The sequence below is a fragment of the Flavobacterium cupreum genome, from assembly GCF_003996965.1.
Lineage (GTDB): Bacteria > Bacteroidota > Bacteroidia > Flavobacteriales > Flavobacteriaceae > Flavobacterium > Flavobacterium cupreum.
On record NZ_QWDM01000014.1, the window covers coordinates 88,365 to 113,219 of the forward strand.

At 35.4% G+C, this 24,855-nt stretch carries 19 protein-coding genes; 5 read left to right on the plus strand and 14 right to left on the minus strand.

All coding sequences use genetic code 11. The features are described from left to right. Window positions 1–5 precede the first annotated feature (5 nt). The 13 genes from D0817_RS19240 to D0817_RS19300 all read right to left on the minus strand — a co-directional run bounded on the left by D0817_RS19240 (window position 6) and on the right by D0817_RS19300 (window position 17,392). Entirely contained in the window at window positions 6–3,731 is a 3,726-nt protein-coding gene (locus tag D0817_RS19240; RefSeq protein WP_127339992.1) for a SusC/RagA family TonB-linked outer membrane protein, read from the minus strand. Window positions 3,732–4,042: 311 nt separating this feature from the next. Then, window positions 4,043–5,155, minus strand: coding sequence for a FecR family protein (locus D0817_RS19245; RefSeq protein ID WP_127339993.1), 1,113 nt, complete (start codon window positions 5,153–5,155; stop codon window positions 4,043–4,045). Window positions 5,156–5,245: 90 nt separating this feature from the next. Next, window positions 5,246–5,854 carry an RNA polymerase sigma factor gene (locus tag D0817_RS19250; protein ID WP_127339994.1) on the minus strand — a complete coding sequence of 203 codons (609 nt, stop codon included), beginning with the start codon at window positions 5,852–5,854 and terminating at the stop codon, window positions 5,246–5,248. Window positions 5,855–6,105: 251 nt separating this feature from the next. Continuing rightward, window positions 6,106–9,066: a DUF7619 domain-containing protein gene (locus tag D0817_RS19255; protein WP_161568444.1), complete on the minus strand. Its 2,961-nt coding sequence runs from the start codon at window positions 9,064–9,066 to the stop codon at window positions 6,106–6,108. Between the two features lie 123 nt (window positions 9,067–9,189). Further along, on the minus strand, window positions 9,190–9,618 hold the full coding sequence (locus tag D0817_RS19260) for a hypothetical protein (RefSeq protein ID WP_127339995.1): 429 nt from the start codon (window positions 9,616–9,618) through the stop codon (window positions 9,190–9,192). 141 nt (window positions 9,619–9,759) lie between these two features. Beyond that, the gene (gene sucD / locus D0817_RS19265; RefSeq protein ID WP_127339996.1) at window positions 9,760–10,632 is read right to left on the minus strand and encodes a succinate--CoA ligase subunit alpha; all 873 of its coding nucleotides are present in this window, start codon (window positions 10,630–10,632) and stop codon (window positions 9,760–9,762) included. Between the two features lie 84 nt (window positions 10,633–10,716). Continuing rightward, the gene (locus D0817_RS19270) at window positions 10,717–11,079 is read right to left on the minus strand and encodes a nuclear transport factor 2 family protein (protein WP_127339997.1); all 363 of its coding nucleotides are present in this window, start codon (window positions 11,077–11,079) and stop codon (window positions 10,717–10,719) included. Between the two features lies 1 nt (window position 11,080). Next, the gene (locus D0817_RS19275) at window positions 11,081–12,010 is read right to left on the minus strand and encodes a UDP-3-O-(3-hydroxymyristoyl)glucosamine N-acyltransferase (RefSeq protein ID WP_127339998.1); all 930 of its coding nucleotides are present in this window, start codon (window positions 12,008–12,010) and stop codon (window positions 11,081–11,083) included. Window positions 12,011–12,144: 134 nt separating this feature from the next. Beyond that, window positions 12,145–12,711: an elongation factor P gene (gene efp, locus D0817_RS19280; protein WP_072970794.1), complete on the minus strand. Its 567-nt coding sequence runs from the start codon at window positions 12,709–12,711 to the stop codon at window positions 12,145–12,147. A gap of 129 nt (window positions 12,712–12,840) precedes the next feature. Next, window positions 12,841–13,626 (minus strand): acyl-ACP--UDP-N-acetylglucosamine O-acyltransferase, encoded by a 786-nt coding sequence (gene lpxA / locus D0817_RS19285; protein ID WP_089050747.1) that lies wholly within the window; start codon window positions 13,624–13,626, stop codon window positions 12,841–12,843. Between the two features lie 72 nt (window positions 13,627–13,698). Beyond that, a complete protein-coding gene (locus D0817_RS19290) occupies window positions 13,699–15,087 on the minus strand; it encodes a bifunctional UDP-3-O-[3-hydroxymyristoyl] N-acetylglucosamine deacetylase/3-hydroxyacyl-ACP dehydratase (RefSeq protein WP_127339999.1) in 1,389 nt (462 codons plus the stop codon). Then, entirely contained in the window at window positions 15,080–16,123 is a 1,044-nt protein-coding gene (gene lpxD, locus D0817_RS19295; protein WP_127340000.1) for a UDP-3-O-(3-hydroxymyristoyl)glucosamine N-acyltransferase, read from the minus strand. Before lpxD ends, D0817_RS19290 begins: the two co-directional genes overlap by 8 nt. A gap of 39 nt (window positions 16,124–16,162) precedes the next feature. Beyond that, on the minus strand, window positions 16,163–17,392 hold the full coding sequence (locus D0817_RS19300; RefSeq protein ID WP_127340001.1) for an HD domain-containing protein: 1,230 nt from the start codon (window positions 17,390–17,392) through the stop codon (window positions 16,163–16,165). Between the two features lie 221 nt (window positions 17,393–17,613). On the opposite strand from D0817_RS19300, the gene porX reads away from it, so the two are divergent. From porX to D0817_RS19320, 4 genes are all read left to right on the plus strand, one after another. Next, window positions 17,614–19,167: a T9SS response regulator signal transducer PorX gene (gene porX, locus D0817_RS19305; protein WP_127340002.1), complete on the plus strand. Its 1,554-nt coding sequence runs from the start codon at window positions 17,614–17,616 to the stop codon at window positions 19,165–19,167. A gap of 225 nt (window positions 19,168–19,392) precedes the next feature. Then, on the plus strand, window positions 19,393–19,800 hold the full coding sequence (tsaE, locus tag D0817_RS19310; RefSeq protein ID WP_127340003.1) for a tRNA (adenosine(37)-N6)-threonylcarbamoyltransferase complex ATPase subunit type 1 TsaE: 408 nt from the start codon (window positions 19,393–19,395) through the stop codon (window positions 19,798–19,800). 269 nt (window positions 19,801–20,069) lie between these two features. Further along, complete coding sequence (locus tag D0817_RS19315; protein ID WP_127340004.1) at window positions 20,070–21,269, plus strand: alanine dehydrogenase; 1,200 nt, start codon at window positions 20,070–20,072, stop codon at window positions 21,267–21,269. A gap of 36 nt (window positions 21,270–21,305) precedes the next feature. Then, window positions 21,306–21,692 (plus strand): DUF4258 domain-containing protein, encoded by a 387-nt coding sequence (locus D0817_RS19320; RefSeq protein ID WP_127340005.1) that lies wholly within the window; start codon window positions 21,306–21,308, stop codon window positions 21,690–21,692. 157 nt (window positions 21,693–21,849) lie between these two features. Here D0817_RS19320 and D0817_RS19325 read toward each other — a convergent pair whose 3' ends face one another. After that, complete coding sequence (locus D0817_RS19325; protein ID WP_127340042.1) at window positions 21,850–22,515, minus strand: uracil-DNA glycosylase; 666 nt, start codon at window positions 22,513–22,515, stop codon at window positions 21,850–21,852. A gap of 129 nt (window positions 22,516–22,644) precedes the next feature. Between D0817_RS19325 and D0817_RS19330 the strand changes: the two genes are divergently transcribed. Beyond that, window positions 22,645–24,810, plus strand: a complete 2,166-nt coding sequence (locus tag D0817_RS19330; RefSeq protein WP_127340006.1) for an endonuclease MutS2 — start codon at window positions 22,645–22,647, stop codon at window positions 24,808–24,810. Window positions 24,811–24,855: the final 45 nt, after the last annotated feature.

Genomic DNA, 24,855 nt, shown 5'->3' on the forward strand with positions numbered 1-24,855 from the left:
CTATATTAAAATGAAAGGTTTAAAGAAAAACTGTATTGTGTGGTAATTGGAAAAGCAACACCACCTGTATTACGGAATTCAGGATCTTGTCCGTTTAATCTCTTATCTGAATAAATCAGCCATGGATTAACCGCAGAACCTTTTAACGTAAAAGTAGTTACTCCTAATTTTTTCTTGAAATCATTTGGAAATTCCCAGCTAAGCGAAACATTTTTCAGTCTCACAAAATCACCGTCAGCAATTCTTACATCAGAATAGTTGTAAGTATTATAGGCGCGTCCTAGCGCATTTGTCCCATCATAATTGGTAATTAATCTCTTGTCTGCAATTACCGGAACATTGGTGTACTGTTCGTCGCCCGGGTTGATCCAGCGGTTGGTAAAGTCTTTTGTAAATACAGTCAAATCATCATACTGACTGCTGAAAGCCGGATTTAAGCGAACTTTATTTCCGCCTGAACCTACAACAAATACATATAAGGACCATCTTTTGTATGTAAACGTATTGGCCAAACCTATTGATTTATTTGGTTCAATTGACCCTTCGTATTTCAGGTATTTTGTCACATTTTCAGTATCCTGGAAATTCGCTCCTGTTACTTTGTCTGACTCCCCATCCTGCATGATAAACGTTGGTAATCCCTGATTGTTCAGACCTGTGAACTGGTAGGAATAAATTGAATTTCTGGGACGTCCGACAGCGTTTCCTCCGTTTCCGTCAACCAAATCAAATGCTGTTGGCTGATTTTCCAGTTTGGTGATTTTCTGGTTGTATACCGAAAAATTAAGCGTTGTAGACCACTTGAAATCACTGGTTGCAATGTTTTGGGTTGTAAAACCAACTTCAATACCTTTTGTTTCCATATTGGCATTATTTCCCTGTTTGATCTTTTGCCCTCCAATTCCTGAAGTCACTACGAAATCAACCAGATCAAACGCTTTACGGCTATACACATCTGTTGTAAATTGCACCCTGTTGTTGAACATTCCTAAATCTACACCGACGTTAGTTTCGTATTGTTTTTCCCAGGTCAGGTCCGCATTTTGCAATTCGTCAATATTAATCCCTGTTTCTCTGTCTGAAATTCCCAGACGATCTGTAATAAAACTTTTGTAAATCGCCAATGAGTTTGTTGCTGGTCCTGCTGTAGCGGTCAGTCCGTAAGAAGCTCTTAAAGCTAAATTATTTACAGCTGTTACTTCTTTCATGAATTTTTCTTCGGCAACATTCCATTTTCCACTCACAGTATAGGTGGGCAGCCATCTTGATGAACCGCTGTTTCCCTGTCTGTTTGATCCGTCATAACGTCCTGTAATCGATCCCGTGTAACGACGATCGTACGTATACCCTACTTTCCCGAAGAAACCAACTGTTCTTTCTCTTTCTGTATTAAAACCGTAATAAGAACTTCCCTCATTGATTATTTTTTCAATAATTCTTGGGTCTGTAAAAGCGGTAAGCCCCCTGTCGTATTGAATTCCGGCAGCTGTAAAGTTGTCGCTGTTTCGGTCCAATGATCTTAGTTCCGTTCCAAAAAAGCCTTCTAATTCATGTTTGTCATTCAAAGTATTTCTGTACGTCACACTGTTTCTGATATTGTACGAAGTCAGATCATTTGTAAATTTTCTTAAGAATCCTCCATTTGGCAATACTGAAATAGGCTGTGCTGTTAAATCGTCCGGATTTTTATATAAAAAGATATTGGCATTTCTAACGATCGTATTGGCACCGTCAGCCCCGTATTCCGTACCTGCTTTGTAGGCTTCTACTACATTGGAATTTTCGTAGATTTTGTGCTCTCTGCTGGTATTCGCATAACGCGCAGAACCGGTGAGGTTATAGCTTAAGTGTTTGTTGATTTTATAATCTACATCCAACTGGAAACGCATATCTTTTACTTTAATCTCTAAAATATTGTTTTCCAATTCATTTATGATATTCATTGGTGCCCAGTTGTTTCTGTAATATTCCTTATTCCCGAAGTCATCGTAAGGTCTTAGCGTTCTGCTGGTGCTTAAAACATAGTTAAACGGATTGATATCGAAATCCCTTGTTACATTACCAAACACAACATCCTGCTGGCTTTCGTAGCTCCCCGGAGCATTCTGATCACGAACAGAAGCCATGGTAGATAAGGTAATATTCAATTTATCATTCACATAAAAAGTCCCTTTTATATTGGAAGATAATTGTTTAACACTGTCCGCAATAGTCCATCCCGGATCGGCATAATAGCCCAAAGAAGCATAGAACGTATTGTTTTTTCCACCACCTGAAAAACTCAGCGAGTGATTTTGTGTAATGGAAGGTCTGAATAAAACTTTGAACCAGTCGGTATTGGCTAATTCGTATTTCTTTAAAAATTCATTTTGATAAGGCTGTTCGTTTTTAACTCCAAACTGACCATTAGAAGTCTTGTAGAGATCAATTTCTCTGGAAAGAAGATTGTAAACCCCGCCATATCTCCCCTGAAGCGTGGATGGCATATCCAGAAATCCTTTTTGCTCCATTTCTTTTAAAATACTCATCGATTCCTGAGAATTTAAAATATCATACTGTGTATAACTTGGAACTGTTCTTACCGTATTTTCAACAGAATAATTCACTTTTAACGGAGAATCCCTGCGTCCCTGTTTGGTAGTCACTACTACAACTCCATTCAATGATCTTGAACCATAGATTGAAGTAGCGGAGGCATCTTTCAGTATTTCAATGCTTTGAATGTCGTTTGAATTCAATCCTGCAACCGCAGAACTTAACAAAGTCTCGGAATTTCCGGAAGCCAAATCCGCAAAAGAAATATTGATAATATCTTCTTGTACAACACCGTCAATAACCCATAATGGTTTGGTATCTCCAAAAATAGAAGAAGATCCACGCACCGTAATTTTAGGCGCAGTACCAAATGTACCGGTAACATTCTGAACGGTCACCCCGGCTGCTTTTCCTTCAATCATTCTGCTGATATCCACTACTCCGTCTACCTTTAATTCTGTTCCGGAGATCTTACTGATGGCTCCTGTAAAAGTTCTTTTTGATGTTTTTTCGTAACCTGTAGTGACGATCACTTCTTTTAAATTTTGTCCTGCTTCATTCAGCACAATGGTTGGTGTCGTATTTTCTATTCCAATTTCCTTAGTTTCCATACCCACATAAGAAATGACCAGTGCTGTGCTATTGGCCGGCATATCTATAGAAAAATTACCGTCAAAATCGGTCAGTACCGCTATTTTGGTCCCTTTAGCCAAAATAGTTGCACCCGGAAGCGGAACACCGCTTGGATCTGTAACTTTTCCCTTGATCACTGGTCCCGGAACTAAAGTTTCAAACAGTGAATTTGTATTATCTGAATCTGAAAAGAGATTTTTAGTGCTTTTCTGCAATACAATCTGATTACTGATTTCTGCATAGGAAATATTCAACGGTTCCAAAATTCTGGAAAGAATAGCGGATAACGTTTCATTATTAGCTTCAATACTCACTTTCTGGTTCAATTGGGCTATTCTTGAGTTATAAGAAAATTTTACCTGCGCAGATTTCGAAAGTTTAGATAATGCATTGTCCAAAGTTAAATTTTCAACTGTAATTGTTACTTTGGTATCTAATTTTTTCTGTCCATTTACATCGTTTGCCATAGCTACACTTGAAAATATAAGTGCTAAGACAAACTGAAATAGTGTTATTTTCATGATTCGATGGAGTAATCGTTGTTTAACAACTGGTTTTTTCATAATTTTGGTTTGTTTTGATTAATACTGTTTAGAGCGTATTTTAAGAAACGAATGAATTCCTTTTTACAGAAAGCAATTCAACTTTAATAAAGTGTCGAAATGTTACAGCATCTCGGCACTTTTTTTTGCATTTTTAATTCACATAGGCCTTTATTTTTATTTTTGAATTATTTTTATTTTGATGTTTCCAAATCCATATAAAGCCTGAATATTTAAGAAATCCTGTATGCCTCTTTTAAAGACTATAAGATTTTACCTTTAAAATATTGGGTAAAAACAGCAGAATTGCTGCAATGGCCACTTTAAAAAAATTAATTACATCCTTCAGATGTTATAATGATCTGATTTCCATTCATTTCAAAACTGGTGTTATTGCCGATACTTCTACAGACAATTTTCAGTTTTTCCGTAAGGGGCTGATCGCTTAATGACGTGGTCAGATGACACTCTTTTAACTTTTCACGAGGGTAATCAATATCAATTAAGTACGCCTGTTCTATGGTCTCAAAGATTTGGGAAACAGGAATGTCGGTAAATTCAAAACTTAATTGTTCAATATTACCAACACTGCCGGACAGCGTTTCATCCTGGGTAATATTGGTGATTTTGTTAAAAGTCAAATCACGCCTTAAAAAACGCAGTGCCTGATTAGGAAGCAAGACCACTTCCCGATCTGAAGACGACACTAACTCATTGGATTTTACCTTAACTTTACCGGTGCGAACAAGAACTTCGACATCAGGCTGATCAGAATAAGCTTTAACTCTAAAACTAGTTCCTACAACTTTTGTGACGATTTCGTTTGCATAAACGAAAAAAGGCTTTTTAGGATTTTTACTAATTTCAAAGAAACCTTCGCCGGACAAATACACCTTTCTTTCGTTTCCGGTAAAGATTTTAGGGTAACTTAATTTACTATTGGGCTGTAATAAAACGGAACTGCCATCAGACAGTGTAATGATTTGTGGTTTGTTGGAATTATTGGTCTGTTCTACCAATCCTTCACTATTTTTGTCTATAAGTTCCTTGTAGGTTACAATTTCATGGCCTTCGCTAAAATTGCTTTTGTAAAACCAAACCGACAGTAAGCAAAAAAACAAGGTTGCTGCAACTCCGGAAAGAAAATATTTTTTAAGAAATCTCTGTTTGGTATTTTGACTGAAATTAATACGCTTCTCGCTGTTTTCAATTTTAGCCCAGGTATTTTGTAACGCCTTGTGAATATCGGAAGCTGATAATTTCGATTCCGGGACTTTCATGGCAAGCAGTAGTAATCTTGCTTCTTCCACCAATTTTGCGCGTTGCTGATTTTCCAGCGTCCATTCTTCCCAGCCGTCTTCATCAACTTTAGATAAGATCCAGGTCTGGAATGATTCATCAGATAAAAAATCTTCAATTTCGGTATAGGTGTTACGTTTTTGCATCTGTAAAATGAGGTTACAAAAACATAGAGGACAGCACTCTTATTATATACTCACCAAATTGTGATTTTTTTTATTTTTTTTGAAATAAATTTAAAAACTACCTGAAGATAATAGAGTAATTAGGGATAAAGCACCCTTCCATTCCTTACGAAGCGTAATCAGGGCACGGTATACCAAATTACTAGCCGACTGATAATTTATGTCCAGCATTTCTGCAATCTGCTCTACTGCGAGGCCCTGATGGTATCGCAGGTATAAGGCCTCTTTTTGTCTTGCGGGAAGATTATTCAAAAGATTATTTAAATGGAGCACTTTTTGTTTTGTGGCGTAATCATCATCAATAAGTTCGTGTTCAACCGAAAATTCCATATGAAAAGATACAGCGTCAATACTGGTCGATTTGCGAAAAATATGATCTCTTTGGTACAAGCGTGCAATCCTTTTACGGACGCTTGATAATAAATACGCTTTAACAACGACAGCGCTTTGCACTTTTTCTTTGTAATTCCATACGTCTATAAATACGTCCTGCACGCAGTCCTGCACTTTTTCTTTATCAGGCGAGAGTGAATTACCATAACTCACCAGATCATCGTAATATCTTTTGAATAAAATTGAAAATGATTTTTCATCACCTTCTCTCATCTTATTCCAAAGTGTAATATCGTCAAAAGTGTTTTGTACGGTTGTGGCTTTCATAATTTATCTTGGCGCATAATTCTAAAAAGATACTTTTACTTAATACATAGAATACAGTTTTTTAACATTATTCTTTGGATTTGTGCGATAAATATATAAAAGCAAATATATAAAACCAATTTTTTTACACAAAAGAGACAGTTTTCTAACATAGAAAACTATCTCTTTTGTTGATTTAGCTGGCTGCCTGAGCGAATGTTAAAATTATTATTATTTAAAAATGTCAGATTTTATAACATAAATTAGCAGCATTATTTTTTAATAAATTTTACGGCAGAACTACCTTTGTCTGTTTTTACTTTTAAAATATAATTGCCTGTTCTTAAATTTGAAACATCTATTGAAGAAGTAGCACGGGCATTGGGAACAGCAATTACTAATTGTCCCAAAATATCGTAAACTGCCATTGCTTGTATTTCCAAATTATTTTTTGAAGCAATATTCAAGCTTTCTTTTACAGGATTTGGATAAATACTCAAGTACTTTGAAAATTCAAAATCCTGTGTTCCTAAAGTTTTAAAAGTTGACGTTGCTTTATTGGTTAAAATCGGGAAATTATAATCAAAATAAATATTGGCTTCATTAGTAAACGAATCCCCTGTTTTTAACGTCGGCAAAGTTTTAATTTTAAAGGCAATATAGCCGTCATTAGTAGCATTGTCAAAGGGAAGGTTTATTTTTTCGAAGATAAACTCTACTTTGTTACCGTTAGAAATTTTAGTGACATACGAATGGCTTGCGCCAGTGGGCACCAAAGTCGAAAGATCAAACTTTGATACATCAATAAGGTCTTTTACCACAATATTTTCTGCCGGATAGGTTCCGGTATTTTCAAAACGAATTAAATAATGGACATATTCTCCTATTAATTCCGGTGTTACGACATCACCTTCCAGACAGGTTTTATCGTTGGGGTCATAAGATCCTACAACGGTTTGGCGTAACCCAAAAGCATTATCTTCTGGTTTATCATCATCTGTTTTAGGCGTGATTAAAGCTTCAAAACTCAAACGGTCACCCATATTTACAGCAGGTGTTTCAGTCGGTGCATTAAGACTAAGAGTAATCGTAATTTCGCGTGTTTCCAGAGGCTTTAAATCCAGATAATCCCAAACAAGTTTATTGGTACTTTGAACTGATACCATAGGGCTTGCAGCAACAAAATCAGATATCGCATCATTAAAATCAAAAGAAACAGTTCCTGATTTTGCCTGATTGCCTTTGTTTCTGAATACTAATTTATAAGTAGCATCAAATCCAGGTCTCGCAGGACTTAGTGCTAAAATGGTGACTTCCAGATCTTGATGAACCCCTTTTGGTGTCACGCAAAAGTTTTGGGTAAATGAAGCGGATTCTGACGGAAAAGTAACATTTAAAGAAGCTGGTGATACCTCATAATAGTCCGGATTTTCCAGGATTGGCACAATCGTATGTGTTCCCGCCCCTACTGCAATAACGTAATTGCCGGAACTATCCGAAATTATATTTCCCTTATTGGTTCCATCTGTTATGCTGAAATTCAGGTTTGGATAAGAATCGTCTGAAGTATCACATCCATTGTTTTCAGCATCCAGTTTCTGATTTCCTTTAATTTCATAGAAAATTCCTCCGGGCGTAAACGAACAATACGTGTTGATCTCGGACTTACTTGAATTCAATTCATATTTGATAAAATCAATTTCAAATTCGTCAAGACAGGCATATTTCATAAAAGAAAGATTCATTGAACGAAATTCAGCCAATTTTGACCCATTTTTCAGATTCAGAAATTCAAGTGGATTATTGGAGATATAGAGTTTTGCCAATTTATAATTTTCCGAGAAATCTAATTCTTTTAAACTATTATTTTCACAGACTACTTCATATATATTGGGTAAACCTTTAAAATTTAATGCCTGAATCGCATTATTATAGCAATACAAAGTTGTAAGGCTGGGAAGGTTGGATAATTCTAAGCTGGTCACCTGACCATAGATACAGTCAATGAGTTCAAGATTGGGTAAATCTTTAAATTCCAGAGATGAAAAATTATTACTTCGGCAACGTACCTCTTTTAAATTGTTCAATCCTTTCAGATCCAGAGAAATTAATTTATTTCCTGAAAAATCCAGGTATTGAAGTTTAACCAGATGAGAAACGTCCAAATGATCCAATTCATTGTTATAGCAGCTTAAAATAGTAAGGTTATTTAGACCCTCTAAATTAAGGACTGATATGTCATTATTACCACAACTCAGGCTGGTAAGCGATGTACAATTTGAAACATTTAAGTTTGTTATTTTTGATGAATTAGAGCAGTCAAGAGCAACCAAAGAGGTACAGCCTGAAAGATTGACGGTCGTTAACAGATTAACTACAAAATTAAGCTGATTCAGTTGTACGCAATTTACAGCTGTTAAGGTTTCCATATCATTATACTGGCATTCAACAACTTGTAAATTAGGTAAATTGCTTATATCGAGATCTTTAATCTGATTGTTGGAACAATATAAAGTTTGTAAATTATTTAATTCTTTTACATTTAAGCTTGTTAATTTGTTAATTGCACAATTTAAAAAGTTTAATGACGTACAGCCGGAAACATCTAAATTATTTAATTGCATGCTATTACAGGTAAGACTTGTCAACGATTTACATCCTGACACATTTATATCCGTAATCGGATTAGAGCTAAAAGTCAGAGTGGAAAGATTTACGCAATTAATTAGAGATAGATTAGTTAGTTTATTATAGTCACAAATTAATGATTTCAGTTTAATAAAACTGTCTAATTTTAGTGCTGCAATTTCATTATCCCTACAATTTAATGTCTCAATTACCGCCGATGTACTCAAAGACAATGAATTAATATTATTCCCGTTGCAATTGAGCGAAGCAAGTTTATTTAAATGACTCACATCTAAACTGGAAAGCGCATTGAGATTACAATCCAGATACGTAAGATTTACAAAACTGCTGATCCCTTCAAGGGACATAATTTGTGAGAAAGAAAGATCCAGGTAACTTATATTTGAAGCTTCACTGATCTCAATGAATCCATTATTATTCTTATCAATTTTAACAGGATTTCCGGAAAGGTCTTTTGCTACTGAATTAATAGACGATGATGCTAAGAGTCTTGCCCTGAAATTAGGATCAGAAATAGTTACGACTTGTGCGCCGGCAGTATAAAAAAAGAAAATCAGAACTAAAGAAAAGTAGTTTTTTATCATATATTAATTTATTTTCGGGCCATAAATATAGAAAGTCAAAAAATCAAAACCTAACTCTAAATAAAAAAAGCCCTACTAAATAATAGCAAGGCTTCTTAATAATTTTATTAAAAAATGGGCTGCTTAAAAAGCAACATTCCATCTTGGCAGTTTACCATTTTCGTCTAAGAAATTTTGTAAAACCTGTCCTTCAACAGTAGTTGGAATTCCTTTTACTTCAGCAGTAAAAGTTTCATACCACACTACTTCAAGAGCAGTGATGTCTTCTAATTTCATTTGTGCAGGCCAGGAATATTTTCTTCCTGTTTTAGCAAACTGATGTCCGTTTACGATTTTATCGTATAAACCACCGTTTTTACTTTTTAAAGTTCCGTCATTCTGAACAGTTCCTGTAGAACCTACCATGATTAATTCTTTTGCATCACCGTCAACAGCATAAACCACAAAAACGCCTGCACCCGCTTCCGGAGCATTACAGCTTTGTTCTAAACTATCTTCAATAGTAAAAGTAAAACTATTGCTTACTTTAAATTTTTCTAATTCTTTGTACATATTTCTTTTGTTTAAGCTTCTAAGGTTCTGAGAATCTAAGTCGCTAAGTTTTAAATTAAATTCCAGTCATTTTAAAAATGTAAAAAAGTCTCAAGAAAATATTGAGACTTTTTTGGAATTTGTTATTTTGAATATTGGAGATTAACCCAATACTTCTTTTACTTTTTTACCAATTTCAGCTGGCGAATCAACAACGTGAATTCCGTTGTCTCTCATGATTTGTTTTTTAGCGGCAGCAGTATCATCAGAACCACCAACAATAGCACCTGCGTGACCCATTGTTCTACCGGCAGGAGCAGTTTCTCCGGCGATAAAACCAACAACTGGTTTACGGTTACCATCAGCTCTGATCCATTTAGCAGCATCAGCTTCTAACTGACCTCCAATTTCCCCAATCATGATGATAATTTCAGTTTCAGGATCGTTCATTAATAATTCAACAGCTTCTTTAGTTGTAGTTCCAATAATTGGATCTCCGCCAATACCAATAGCTGTAGTAATTCCTAAACCTTGTTTTACCACCTGATCAGCAGCTTCGTAAGTTAAAGTTCCTGATTTAGAAACGATACCAACAGTTCCTTTTTTGAAAACGAAACCTGGCATAATACCAACTTTAGCTTCTCCCGGAGTAATTACACCAGGACAGTTTGGTCCGATTAATCTGGAATTTCTTTCTTTAACGTAATTATTTGCTTTAATCATGTCTGCTACAGGAATTCCTTCTGTAATAGCAATAATTACTTTAATTCCAGCATCAGCAGCTTCCATAATTGCATCAGCAGCAAAAGCCGGCGGAACAAAAATGATAGAAGTATCAGCTCCGGCCTGATCTACAGCGTCTTTTACTGTATTAAAAACCGGACGGTCTAAGTGACTTGTTCCCCCTTTTCCAGGAGTAACACCACCAACAACATTAGTACCGTACTCAATCATTTGAGAAGCGTGGAAAGTTCCTTCGCTACCTGTAAATCCTTGAACAATTATTTTGGAATCTTTATTAACTAAAACACTCATGATATATATTTTATGTAGTTTTTAAAATTGTGATGCAAAAATAAGGTTTTGTAATGTATTTTAACCTTTTTGTCATCAAAAAAATTAAGAAAATTGACTCATTTGAAAACCGCGATATAATTTGTCGTCTTTAATCTGCCAAATAGTAGAAAAGTGGGCCAGCAACATTTCTTCTCTAGGGTTCTCAATCGTCTTAACGTAATGGGAATAACGTATTGATACTAAATCTTCTTCGGCAATAATATGGCTGATTCTTACTTTTGAACGGACATAGGCGCGACTTAATTCATTGGCCATAGCCAGCATTGAGTCATGATTCAGGACAATTAATCCCTTTGTGCTATTCCATTCTACCGTTACTTCAGGATGCAAATAAGCTTTCATGATTTCGCTGTCAATCAGGGCATCCGACTTATAAAACTTTTGAACAAATTCTTTTATAGACATATCACTTCAATTTATTTAAAATTTCAGGAATCTTTTTGATATTGGCCAGTTGTTTTAACTTTTCTCTTGATTCTTCGATTGGGGTTCCGAAATACGATTTCCCGCCTTCAACCGATTTGGTAACTCCTGTTTGTCCCATAATAACAGCCTTCGCTCCAATTGTAATACCACTTGTTGTACCAACCTGTCCCCAGATCGTTACTTCATCTTCAATAATAACACAACCGGCAATACCTGTTTGTGAGGCGATTAAACATTTCTTTCCTATTACGGAATCATGTCCGACATGTACCTGATTGTCAATTTTAGTGCCTTCTCCGATAGTTGTATCTCCTGTAACGCCTTTGTCAATTGTACAAAGTGCGCCAATACCCACATTATCTTCAATTACAACCCTTCCTCCTGAAATCAACTGATCGAAACCATCGGGACGTTTTTTATAATAGAAAGCATCAGCTCCGAGAATAGTACCGGCATGAATGATTACGTTATCACCAATTACGGTATGATCGTAAATAGAAACGTTGGAATGAATCAGACAGTTTTTTCCGATTTTCACATGATTACCAATAAAACTATTCGGCTGAATAACAGTACCTTCTCCAATAGTTGCAGAAGCCGAAACCGCTACATTGGCAAACTGAAAAGGTTTAAAATGTTTTGTAAGTGTGTTAAAATCCCTGAAAGGGTCATCAGAAACTAAAAGAGCTTTACCTTCCGGGCAATCTACTTTCTTATTGATTAAGACAATAGTGGCAGCCGATTGTAAAGCTTTGTCATAATATTTGGGATGGTCAACAAAAACAATATCTCCTGGTTCAACTACATGTATTTCATTCATGCCTAAAACCGGAAAGTCTTTGTCACCTATAAATTCGCATTGAAGCAAATTTGCAATTTCTTGTAAAGATTGAACTTTTGGAAATTTCATATTTTATAATTAGAAAATTTGTCAATTAGAAAATGTGTCAATTAGAAAATGAGTCAGTTAGAAATAAATGTTCAAATTGTGTTGATCCACAAATTATCTAATTGACTCATTGACAAATTATCTTAATTAATAAACTACTCTTTTACACGCTCCATGTAATTCCCTGAAGCTGTATCGATTTTAATTTTATCGCCTTCGTTGATAAACAATGGAACGTTTACAGTTGCTCCTGTTTCTACCGTAGCAGATTTAGTAGCATTTGTCGCTGTATTTCCTTTTACTCCCGGCTCAGCATAGGTAACTTCAAGAATTACAGAGGATGGCATGTCTACTGATAATGGCAGATCCGTTTCCGTATTTACCTGAACCATTACACTTGTTCCTTCTTTCAACAATCCCGGAGCATCCAAAATGTTTTTATTTAAGGAAATCTGCTCGAAAGATTCTGTATTCATAAAATGAAATTCATCTCCTTCAGCATATAAAAACTGGTAATTATGCGTCTCAACACGCACATCGTCTATTTTATGCCCTGCAGAAAATGTATTGTCCAATACTCTTCCTGTAGTTAAACTTCTTAATTTTGTTCTTACGAAAGCCGGACCTTTTCCAGGTTTTACGTGAAGAAATTCAACTATTTTATAAATATCGTGGTTGAATTTAATACACAATCCGTTTCTAATATCTGATGTAGATGCCATTTTGTTTTTATTTTAGATTTTAGAATGTAGATTTTTAAAAACTGATCTACATTTTTTATAATATTTTAATCTTTTTAATTTTATGTACTGCAGCTTAGAAATCTAAAATCAGAAATCTAAACTCTAAAATTAATAATTCCCCGAATAACCTTTCATGATTCCTCTTGATGAATTTCTGATAAAATCAAGAATTTCATCTCTCTCAGGAGTAGCTTCCATTTCAGCTTCAATAATGCTTAAAGCTTGTGTTGTATTGTAATTTTTCTGGTATAAAATTCTATAGATTTCCTGAATTTCCCTGATTTTATCAGTACTGAAACCTCTTCTTCTTAAACCTACAGAATTAATCCCTACGTAAGATAACGGTTCTTTTGCTGCTTTTGTATAAGGCGGAACATCTTTTCTTACCAAAGAACCACCCGAAATCATAGCATGATCCCCAATATGTATAAATTGGTGAATCGCAGCCAAACCTCCAATTACGGCATGATTACCAACTACTACGTGACCTGCCAGTGCAACTCCGTTTACAATAATAGCATTGTTGCCAATTTCACAATCGTGTGCAATATGCGCATATGCCATAACCAGACAATTGTTTCCTAAGATCGTTTGTCCTGAGGCAACTGTACCCCTGTTTATAGTTACACATTCTCTAATCGTACAATTGTCTCCAATAATAGCCAAAGAATCTTCCCCGCCGAATTTTAAATCCTGCGGAACTGCAGAAATTACAGCCCCCGGAAAAATATTGCAATTTTTACCAATACGAGCGCCTTCCATGATGGTTACATTTGAACCAATCCAGGTACCATCACCAATAATAACATTATTGTGAATTGTTGTAAAAGGCTCTATTACAACATTTTTAGCGATTTTAGCGCCAGGATGAACATAAGCTAATGGTTGATTCATCTGTATGTTTTATATTTTTAATTAAAATAGTCTGATTTGGGCAACAAACGTAAACAATAAAATTGATTTATATTATTGTTTTCTTGCAATTTGAGCCATTAATTCTGCCTCTGTTACTAATTTCCCGTTTGCATATGCATTTGCCTGCATGTGACAAATTCCTCTTCTGATCGGAGAAATCAATTCACATTTAAAAATTAAGGTATCACCCGGCAATACTTTATGCTTGAATTTAACATTATCTATTTTCATAAAATAAGTCAAATAATTTTCAGGATCCGGAACAGTACTTAAAACTAAAATTCCTCCTGTCTGAGCCATTGCTTCCACAATTAAAACACCCGGCATAACTGGTGCTTCAGGAAAATGCCCTACGAAGAAATTTTCATTCATAGTTACATTTTTCATTCCCACGACATGACTTTCAGACATTTCAATAATTCTGTCAATCAACAAAAAGGGAGGTCTGTGTGGCAAAACGGCCATGATTTTATGAATATCCATCAGGGGCTCCTGATTTAAGTCATAAAACGGTACGTGATTTCTTTGCTCAATTTTAATAATCTTTGCCATTTTCTTGGCAAACTGAGTATTTACATAATGACCCGGTTTGTTTGCAATGATTTTACCCTGAATTCTTACTCCGATCAATGATAAATCGCCAACAACATCAAGCAATTTATGTCTTGCTGCTTCGTTTGGATAATGCAGCGTAAGATTGTCCAGAACACCATTTGGTTTTACTGAAATTTTATCTTTACCAAAAGCTTTCTTTAAATTTTCCATTGTAGCGTCAGATATTTCCTTATCTACATATACAATAGCGTTATTTAAATCACCCCCTTTTATTAATCCGTTTTCTAATAAAGACTCTAATTCATGCAAAAAACTAAAAGTTCTTGAATTCGCAATTTCGTCTTTAAAATCAGCTATACTTTTCATCGTTGCATTTTGGGTTCCTAAAACCTTAGTCCCAAAATCAACCATTGCCGTCACCTGATAATCATCACTTGGCATTACAAGAATCTCGCTTCCGGTAGTTTCATCAGTAAAAGAAATCACTTCTTTTACTACATAAACATTACGTTTACCATCTTGCTCTTCGATTCCTGCTTTTTCAATAGCCTCTACAAAATATTTTGAAGAACCATCCATGATAGGTAGTTCTGAAGCATTTAATTCTATAATAACATTATCCAGGTCACATCCTACTAAAGCAGCTAAAACGTGTTCCGGAGTTTGAATTTTAACACCTAATTTTTCTAAATTGGTACCTCTTTGTGTATTAACAACATAATTAGCATCAGCCTCAATGACCGGTTGGCCTTGCAAATCTATTCGTACAAAAGTGAAACCGTTATTAATTGGAGCTGGTTTGAAAGTCATTGTAACTTCTTTTCCAGTGTGTAATCCAACGCCTGTTAGTGAAATTTCATTTTTGATGGTCTTCTGTTTAACCATTATTTCCATTTTTTGGGTTTATTATTTGTTTTTTTAATTCTTCCAGTTCGGCTATAATTTTAGGCAGATTCTTGAAATGTACGTATGATTTGTTAAAATCGGTATATCCAAGTGAAGGCGTTCCCTGCAATATTTCATCGTCTTTGATGTTTCTTGCCACTCCCGACTGAGCCTGAAGCCTTACATTATTGCCTATAACTAAATGGCCTGCGATACCTACCTGCCCGCCAATCATACAGTTTTCTCCAATTTTTGTAGAACCTGCTACACCGGACTGCGCTGCAATAACAGTGTTTTTACCGATTTCCACATTATGGGCGATCTGAATCTGATTGTCTAATTTAACTCCTTTTCTAATGATCGTAGAACCAAGAGTCGCTCTGTCTATTGTTGTATTGGCACCAATATCTACATGGTCTTCAATAATAACATTCCCAATTTGCGGTACTTTGCTATACACCCCTTCTTCGTTTGGCACGAAACCAAAACCGTCAGCGCCTATAATTGCGCCCGAATGTATGGTGCAGTTATTCCCTATAATAGTTTCAGAATATATTTTCGCGCCTGCAAAAATATATACATTATCTCCAATAACAACATTATCTCCAATAAAACTGTTAGGGTAAATTTTGACATTATCACCCAGAATCACATTTTGTCCTATATAACTAAAGCTTCCCAAATATAAATTCTCTCCATATTTAGTTCCTTCAGACATAAAAGATTGTGCTTCTATTCCGTTTTTATTTAATTTCACCTGGTTGTAAAATTCCAATAATTTAGAAAAAGAGGCATACGCATCTTCTACTTTTATCAAAGTGGTGGTGACTTCGGCTTCGGGTATAAAACTGTCATTAACAATGGTCACTGAAGCTCTTGTAGTGTATATGTAGTTGATATATTTTGGATTAGCCAAAAAAGTAAGCGATCCTTCCTCGCCTTCTTCAATCTTAGATAAGCGAGAAACTTCTGCATTGGGATTCCCAACAACTTCTCCTTCTAAAATTCCTGCTATTTGTTCTGCTGTAAATTTCATTGCGACAAAAATATAAAAAATAGATTTTAAATGTTAATTTTAGATAAGTTGTTTTGGAAAACAGATGTAATATTTTGTCACCAGTTTGGATAATGATTTCAAATTCAGCTGATCAGAAGCTTCAACAACATCTTCAATTGTTTTATCTTTTTTCAAAATTCGTATAGGTTCGGCCTCTTTACTGTACGCCTGATTCTTTATTTTTCCCCTGAAAATAAAATAACCCGCTTCCAGTAACGTAACATGATGCTCTTCTGCAAATTCTTCCTTTAAAGACTGCGACTCTTCCATAGGGATTTTCTCCGCACTCAGTTTAATCTTCAGTAAATCCCTGTTAATGATCATTTTACTCAATGTAGAAAGTATAAAATCATCCTGTTTCTGCCAGGCTTTCAAGGCGCTTATAATATCAAAATCATCCAGTTGGGAAAACAAATCTAATTTTTCGGCATCAAAATCTTCAAGCGTAATTTTGTTTTTCATAAAGTACAAAAGCGGTTCACTGCAAGGCAGGCTCACGCCTTTTAACGTTAGTTCTTTGGCTCTTTTTAATACTTTCATCAAAATTAATTCAGCTACCAGGCTCGTTTTATGCAAATAAGCCTGCCAGTACATTAATCGTCTTGACAACAGGAATTTTTCTACAGAGTAGATTCCCTTTTCTTCAATCACCAAAACGCCGTCAACCACATTCATCATCTGAATAAGTCGTTCCGAATTGACATTTCCTTCTGCAACACCGGTATAGAAACTATCCCGTTTCAGATAATCCATTCGATCCATATCCAATTGACTTGAAATCAGTTGCAACATAAATTTTCGGTGGTAATCCCCTTTAAAAACCTGAATGGCCAGACTCAGCTTTCCTTCGAACTCATCATTCAGCTGATTCATGAATAATAATGAAATGGCTTCGTGATTCACGTCTTCCACAATACTTTTTTCCATGGCATGTGAAAATGGCCCGTGACCGATATCGTGCAGTAAAATAGCGATATATAAAGCGTTTTCTTCTTCGGGTGAAATGGCAACTCCTTTAAAACGAAGTGTTTCTACCGCCTTTTGCATTAAATGCATACAGCCCAGTGCGTGATGAAAACGGGTATGATTTGCTCCCGGATAGACCAAATAAGACAATCCCATTTGAGAAATACGGCGCAGACGCTGAAAATACGGATGCTGGATTAAATCGTAAATAAGCTCGTTTGGGATGGAAATAAACCCGTAAATGGGGTCATTGAATATTTTTAACTTATTAATATGAGTCACTATTTGGTTATTTTTTAGGTCAACAAATATAAGTAAATAACTATAAAGAGTTTTCAGTTTTTCATTTAAAAATAACGGCATTCCATACGGGCATATTGTCAGACCCTGATTCCTGAAATAGTATTTGCCAAAAAAACATAATTTGTTATTCTGAATTTTATACTATTTTTAATACTTTTTAAGTTCTATACCTTTAAATTGCATTAAAATTAATTTTGTTTATGGATAAGATAAAAATACTTTGGGTCGATGACGAGATCGATCTTTTGAAACCACATATATTATTTCTGGAAAAGAAAAACTACGCTGTTACCACTTGTAACAACGGTTTAGACGCAATTGCATTGTTTGATGAAGATAATTTTGATATAGTTTTTTTAGATGAAAACATGCCCGGAATGAGCGGCCTGGAAACACTTTCTGAAATGAAAGAAAAAAAATCAGCCATTCCGATGATTATGATTACCAAAAGTGAAGAAGAATACATAATGGAAGAAGCCATTGGTTCTAAAATCGCTGATTATTTAATAAAACCGGTAAATCCTAATCAGATTTTACTGAGTTTGAAGAAGAATCTGGATCATTCCAGATTAATTTCAGAAAAAACAACTTTAGATTACCAGAAAGAATTCCGAAAAATCTCAATGGAATTAGCCATGGTGAATTCATTTGAAGACTGGGTAGAACTATACAAAAAATTGATATTTTGGGAATTAGAACTCGAAAACATCAATGATCAGGGAATGATCGAGATATTGGAATCCCAAAAAGTGGAAGCCAATTCTCAATTTGGAAAGTATATTGAACGCAATTACGAAGACTGGTTTGCGCCAAAAGCAGACAAGCCCATTCAGTCGCATAATTTATTTAAAGAACTGGTTGTTCCCGAAATCAAAAAGAAAGACAAGCCTATTTTATTTGTTGTTATTGATAATTTGCGTTACGACCAGTGGAAATCTTTTGAAACTGTAGTAGCCAACTACTATAAATTAGAAAAAGAAGTTCCGTATTTCTCCATCCTTCCAACAGCGACACAATATGCCCGAAATGCTATTTTCTCCGGTTTATTGCCAACAGAAATGGAAAAACAATTTCCGCAATACTGGAAAAATGACGTGGAAGACGGTGGAAAAAACCTTTACGAAGCCGAATTTTTAAGTGCACAATTAAAACGTTTGGGCTTAAATATTAAGGAAGATTATTTCAAAATCACCAATTACGCCGGCGGAAAAAAACTGGCTGAAAACTTTAAGGCTTTAAAAGGCAATGATCTGGTAACTGTGGTCTATAATTTCGTAGACATGCTATCACATGCCAAAACCGAAATGGATGTCGTAAAAGAACTCGCATCGGATGATAAAGCCTACCGATCCCTGACATTAAGCTGGTTTAAAAACTCTCCTTTACTGGAAATTATCCAGCAGGCTCAACTTTTAGGTTTCAAACTAATCCTGACTACAGATCACGGAACTATTAATGTAAAAAACCCGTCAAAAGTAGTTGGAGATAAAAATACAAGTTTAAATTTGCGCTATAAAACCGGTCGTAGCCTAACGTACGAGCAAAAAGATGTCTATGTTGTAAAAGAACCAAAAGATATTGGCTTGCCGGCCATAAACATGAGCAGTTCTTTTATTTTCGCTAAAAATGACTTCTTTTTGGCCTATGTAAACAACTACAACCATTATGTAAGTTATTATAGAAATACGTATCAGCATGGTGGAATTTCATTAGAAGAAATGATAATTCCGTTTTTGGTATTCAACCCTAAGTAGCAAAGTTTTCAGTGGGCAGTCGCAGTTACAGCTTTAGCGCTGAGACTGTAAACTGGGACTTATTTAAAATAAAGGCCACAGCTTCCACAGATTCAAATAGATTAAAAAATCAATAAAATCTTTTAATCTGTGGCAAAAAAAGTTTACTGTCGCAGTTACAGTCGCAATTCAGTAACTGAAAACTGCGACTGCGACTAAAATTGAGATTTATTAAAAAAACAAGAAATGAATATTATTTTTTCATTAGACCAGATTAAAGAAGCAGCAACACAAATTTTGGCTCAGAATCCAAAGAAAATCATTCTTTTCAACGGAGAAATGGGCGTGGGAAAAACAACTTTAATCAAACAGTTGTGCAAAACTCTTGGAGTTCAAGATGCTACGAGCAGCCCAACTTTTTCTTTAGTTAACGAATACTATACTTCTGACAATCAAATAGTTTATCATTTTGATTTTTACCGTCTGAATAAAGAAACAGAAGCATTGGATATGGGCGTAGATGATTATCTGTATTCGGGTAACTGGTGTTTTATTGAATGGTCTGAAAAAATAGAAAATCTTATTCCTGGCGAGCATTCGGTTGTTACCATTCAACTATTAGCCGATGGAAAAAGGGAATTGAATTTAGTTTAATTATTCCCAAAGCTGCACTAAAATGACACGTAGAAACACAAAAAATTTTGTGCACCTTTGTGAAATCTCAGCGAATATTCGGGAAATAATGTTCTTACAATAAAATAATTAAAACTGAATCCGCAGTATAAAGTAGCGATAATTTCTTTTTCAGCAGATATAAAAATGGAAAAAATAGTATCCTAATTATTAATGTTTTATTAGCAGAATATTTCTACTAATTTAAAACTTTTTACGTAATTTGTACCCTTAATATTTTTGAATAATACATGTCAATTACCTTAACTCCATTTACGAAACAACAATTGTTGCCACAAGAAGAAAAACTTGAAGTGGGCCGATTTAAAAGAGAACTTTTTATAGGAATCCCTAAAGAAACAAGTTATCAGGAGCGTCGTATTTGCCTGACTCCGGACGCCGTGAACTCATTAACTTATGAAGGTCATCGCGTTATGATTGAATCCGGAGCCGGAGAAAGTTCAAGTTATACCGATAAAGAATATTCAGATGCCGGTGCAGAAGTAACAAAAGACACCAAAAAAGTATTTGGCTGCCCGATGCTGCTCAAAGTAGAGCCGCCAACACTGGCAGAGATTGAAATGATTAATCCTGAAACGATCATCATTTCTGCTATTCAGTTAAAAACCAAGAAAAAAACATACTTCGAAGCTTTGGCGCAAAAAAAGATCACTGCACTTGCTTTTGAATATATAAAAGATGAAGACGGATCCTACCCTGCCGTAAAATCACTGAGCGAAATCGCAGGAACTGCCTCAATCCTTATTGCAGCAGAATTAATGATCACAGATGAATTTGGAAAAGGCCTTTTGTTTGGAAACATTACAGGAGTTCCTCCTACTGAAGTTGTTATTTTAGGAGCCGGAACCGTAGGTGAATTTGCTGCTAAAACCGCTATTGGTTTGGGAGCAAACGTAAAAGTTTTTGACAATTCGATTACTAAATTGCGACGTTTACAAAACAATCTAAACCAGCGAATTTTTACTTCAACCGTGCAGCAGAAAGCATTATTAAAAGCATTAAGACGCTGCGATGTCGCTATAGGAGCCATGCGCGGAAAAGAACGCTGTCCTATTATAGTGACAGAAACCATGGTAGAGCACATGAAAAAAGGTGCCGTGATTGTTGATGTAAGCATTGACACCGGAGGATGTTTTGAAACCTCTGAAGTTACAACGCATGAAAAACCAACCTTCATCAAAAGCAATGTTTTGCATTATTGCGTACCTAACATTCCTTCACGATATTCCAAAACTGCCTCACTTTCAATAAGTAACATCTTAACACCTTACCTGCTTCAAATAGCGGAAGAAGGCGGCCTGGAAAGCTCGATAAGATGCAATAAAGGACTCAAAAACGGAGTCTATCTGTATCATGGAATCCTGACAAACAAAGCCATTGGAGAATGGTTTGATTTACCGGATAACGATATCAATTTACTTGTATTTTAAAAGAACTTTAATGTACCTTTGCCAAAAAATATTTTCATGAAGTTCGTACATCGTTTTGCTTATTATTTGATTGGTCTTATTATGGGATGCTTTTTCGTAGCCCTTGTTTTTAGCGGAAAAGACACCAGATGCAATTACTTTCCAAATGCCAGGGTTTTAAATAATCTGCGTACAAAACCTTTTCAATATTCCCCAAAAGCAATTCAGACTTTAAACGAAAAATGGGTTGACACAGCCGATGTTAGGAAAACACTAACGTACGGAGACGTTGATTTTGATCAGAGCAATGTGACTTTCAAAAAAGGAAAACTTTATGTAATTGAAGGCAAAACCATAAAAAATCAGGAAATTATCCTAAAGGTAATTAACTACGAAAGCAAAGCTGTTTTAGACGAAATCATCAAAAAACCTTTAGAAAAATAATCCACATTTTGTCGTTCGAACAACGGGAAATCTTCGCAAGAAGCTCGACAAAGATTAGATTCTTGTTGCAAAGTTACCTACTAAGATTTCCCGTTCCCCAAAATGACAAGATTCTATAAAACTTATATGTGACTAACATCACTTATATGGTGTAAGATTACCACTCAATCTCTTGAATGCCCTTTGCTTTCAGAAAACTATTCGTCTGACTAAAATGTTTGTTCCCAAACCAAAATCCTCTGTTCGCGCTTAAAGGAGAAGGATGGCCTGATTTTAAAATATGATGTTTTGTTGCATCAATTAATGCTGCTTTCTTTTGGGCAAAACCTCCCCAAAGTAAAAAAACGACATTTTCACTCTCCGCCGAGATTTGCTTAATAACAGCATCTGTAAATTTTTCCCAGCCTTTTCCCTGATGACTTCCGGCTTCAGATTCTCGAACGGTTAAAGTAGCGTTTAAAAGAAAAACACCCTGATCTGCCCAACGTTCTAAATTTCCCGTTTTTGGCAATGGTTTGTTTAAATCAGTTTCAATTTCTTTAAAAATATTCTGGAGAGAAGGTGGAAATGGAATTCCATCATTTACAGAAAAACACAATCCATTGGCCTGATTAGGACCGTGATACGGATCCTGTCCGATAATTACAACTTTTACCTGATCAAAATGGCAATGGTCGAAAGCCGAAAAAATCTGGCTTCCTTTTGGATAACATATTTTTGTCGCGTATTCTGATTTTACGAAAGCGATTAATTCGTTGAAATAAGGTTTTTCGAATTCCTCTTTCAAGACGGGCTTCCAGGAATCATGCATTTTAACGTCCATACTTTTTTTATGCGAATTTCGGAATTTTTTTATTGCAAACATATTTACGCACTATAAAATTAGACCAAAACTTTACCACATTCAATGGTACAATTTTTGTACTTTTGCGTGACTTCATAAAGAGAATAAATGATTAGTATTACCGAAAAAACATTACAAGACTTACAATTTCCAACCGTACTCGAAACCATTTCAGCTGGTTGCAATACCGACATTGGAAAGGAAAAAGCTTTACATATAACTCCGTTTAGAGACAAGGAAACTTTGATGCAGGCTTTGATGCAGACATCAGAATATGTTTCTTCGTTTCAGAATAATAACGCAATTCCAAATCATGGTTTTGACGCGATAACGCACGAAATTAAATTCCTGGCCATAGAAGACAGTTTTCTGGAAGTAGGCAGTTTCAGGAAAATTGCGACGCTTTCATCAACATCGAATTTCCTGCTGAATTTCCTTAAAAAATTTGATGATTATTATCCGAATTTAAATGTAAGGGCTTCAAGGGTAGAATATACAAAAGATATTGTGACGCTAATTGATGCCATTGTAGACAAATATGGCGAAATAAAAGACAACGCCTCACCTGCCCTTTTAAGCATTCGTCAAAATATGAATATCGTTCGCGGCAAAGTAAACCAAAGTTTCGGAGTTGCCCTTACTCACAATAATAGTCTTGGCTATTTAGACGATATAAAAGAAAGCTTTGTACAGAACCGCAGGGTTTTGGCGGTCCTGGCCATGTATCGCCGTAAAGTAAAAGGTTCTATTTTAGGAAGTTCCAAAACCGGAAGTATTGCCTATATTGAACCTGAGGCCACTTTACAATATTCAAGAGAATTGGCAAATCTTGAATACGAAGAAAAAGAGGAAATTACGCGGATTTTAAAGCAACTATCCAATGCAATTCGTCCTTTTTTACCGTTACTAATTGAATATCAGGAGTTTTTAAGTGATATTGATGTGGTGGCAGGAAAAGCAAAATACGCCAACAGAATCAATGGAATTCTGCCAACAATTACGGAAGAAAGAAGATTATTCTTCAGGGAAGCCTATCATCCGATTTTGTACCTGAATAATAAGCAGAAAAACGAAATCACGCATCCGCAAACCATTGAATTAAAACAGGACAACCGAATCATTGTTATTTCAGGACCTAATGCGGGCGGAAAAACAATTTCGCTTAAAACAGTTGGTTTACTCCAGTTAATGTTACAATCCGGAATGCTGATTCCGGTACATGAACGAAGTGAAACTTTTCTTTTTGACAGAATTTTGACGGACATTGGAGATAATCAATCTATTGAAAACCATCTAAGTACGTACAGCTATCGATTAAAAAACATGAATTATTTCCTGAAAAAGTGTAATAAAAAAACCATGTTTCTGATTGATGAATTTGGTACAGGATCTGATCCGGAATTAGGTGGAGCCTTAGCAGAAATCTTTCTGGAAGAATTCTATCATCGTGAAGCTTTTGGAATTATCACGACGCATTATTCTAATCTGAAGATTCTCGCCAACGAACTTCCCTTTGCTACAAACGCCAATATGATGTTTGACGAAAAATCATTAGAACCGATGTATAAGCTGGCTCTTGGTCAGGCCGGAAGTTCTTTTACATTTGAAGTGGCCTTGAAAAACGGCATTCCGTTTGGATTGATTAATCGTGCGAAAAAGAAAATTGAAGTCGGTAAAGTACGTTTTGATAAAACGATTGCAACCCTTCAGAAAGAACGTTCCAAGCTCGAAAAAACTTCTATCAACTTAAAAGAAGAAGAAACCCGGGCGCGTGAGGAAAGCAAGAAGATGGAAAACATCAATGTAAAAATTAAACAAAAACTGGAAAGCTATCAGGAATTGTACGACAGCAACCAAAAGACCATTTACATTGGACAAAAAATTGAAGACATCTCTGAAAAATATTTCAATAACAAAAACAAAAAAGAACTGATTGGCGAATTTTTGAAAATCATTGAAATTGAAAATTCAAAACGTAAAAAAGCAACTCCAAAAGAAGCAAAAGCGATAATCGAAAAGAAAAAAGAAGTTATTGCAGAAGTTACAGTTCAGGTGGAAGAAATTAGAAAAGAGAAAAAAGAAAAGAAACTCAAACCTGTAATCGAAAAACCTAAACCAATTCTAAAAGTGGGTGACAGAGTAAGAATGCAGGATGGAAGATCGGTTGGAAGTATTGATTCCATAGAAAAAAATAAAGCAACCGTAAACTACGGAATGTTTACTTCAAAAGTAAGCCTGGACGAATTAGAGTTTGTCGAAGCGGGTAAGAAGTAGTTTTCAGTTTTGAGTCGCAGTTTTTGAGTTTTAAAATTGGGAAAA

Coding starts and splice junctions, on each gene's coding strand:
- D0817_RS19240 (WP_127339992.1), bottom strand. CDS start 3,731: ATGAAAAAACCAGTTGTTAAACAACGATTACTCCATCGAATCATGAAA.
- D0817_RS19245 (WP_127339993.1), bottom strand. CDS start 5,155: ATGCAAAAACGTAACACCTATACCGAAATTGAAGATTTTTTATCTGAT.
- D0817_RS19250 (WP_127339994.1), bottom strand. CDS start 5,854: ATGAAAGCCACAACCGTACAAAACACTTTTGACGATATTACACTTTGG.
- D0817_RS19255 (WP_161568444.1), bottom strand. CDS start 9,066: ATGATAAAAAACTACTTTTCTTTAGTTCTGATTTTCTTTTTTTATACT.
- D0817_RS19260 (WP_127339995.1), bottom strand. CDS start 9,618: ATGTACAAAGAATTAGAAAAATTTAAAGTAAGCAATAGTTTTACTTTT.
- sucD (WP_127339996.1), bottom strand. CDS start 10,632: ATGAGTGTTTTAGTTAATAAAGATTCCAAAATAATTGTTCAAGGATTT.
- D0817_RS19270 (WP_127339997.1), bottom strand. CDS start 11,079: ATGTCTATAAAAGAATTTGTTCAAAAGTTTTATAAGTCGGATGCCCTG.
- D0817_RS19275 (WP_127339998.1), bottom strand. CDS start 12,010: ATGAAATTTCCAAAAGTTCAATCTTTACAAGAAATTGCAAATTTGCTT.
- efp (WP_072970794.1), bottom strand. CDS start 12,711: ATGGCATCTACATCAGATATTAGAAACGGATTGTGTATTAAATTCAAC.
- lpxA (WP_089050747.1), bottom strand. CDS start 13,626: ATGAATCAACCATTAGCTTATGTTCATCCTGGCGCTAAAATCGCTAAA.
- D0817_RS19290 (WP_127339999.1), bottom strand. CDS start 15,087: ATGGTTAAACAGAAGACCATCAAAAATGAAATTTCACTAACAGGCGTT.
- lpxD (WP_127340000.1), bottom strand. CDS start 16,123: ATGAAATTTACAGCAGAACAAATAGCAGGAATTTTAGAAGGAGAAGTT.
- porX (WP_127340002.1), top strand. CDS start 17,614: ATGGATAAGATAAAAATACTTTGGGTCGATGACGAGATCGATCTTTTG.
- tsaE (WP_127340003.1), top strand. CDS start 19,393: ATGAATATTATTTTTTCATTAGACCAGATTAAAGAAGCAGCAACACAA.
- D0817_RS19315 (WP_127340004.1), top strand. CDS start 20,070: ATGTCAATTACCTTAACTCCATTTACGAAACAACAATTGTTGCCACAA.
- D0817_RS19320 (WP_127340005.1), top strand. CDS start 21,306: ATGAAGTTCGTACATCGTTTTGCTTATTATTTGATTGGTCTTATTATG.
- D0817_RS19325 (WP_127340042.1), bottom strand. CDS start 22,515: ATGGACGTTAAAATGCATGATTCCTGGAAGCCCGTCTTGAAAGAGGAA.
- D0817_RS19330 (WP_127340006.1), top strand. CDS start 22,645: ATGATTAGTATTACCGAAAAAACATTACAAGACTTACAATTTCCAACC.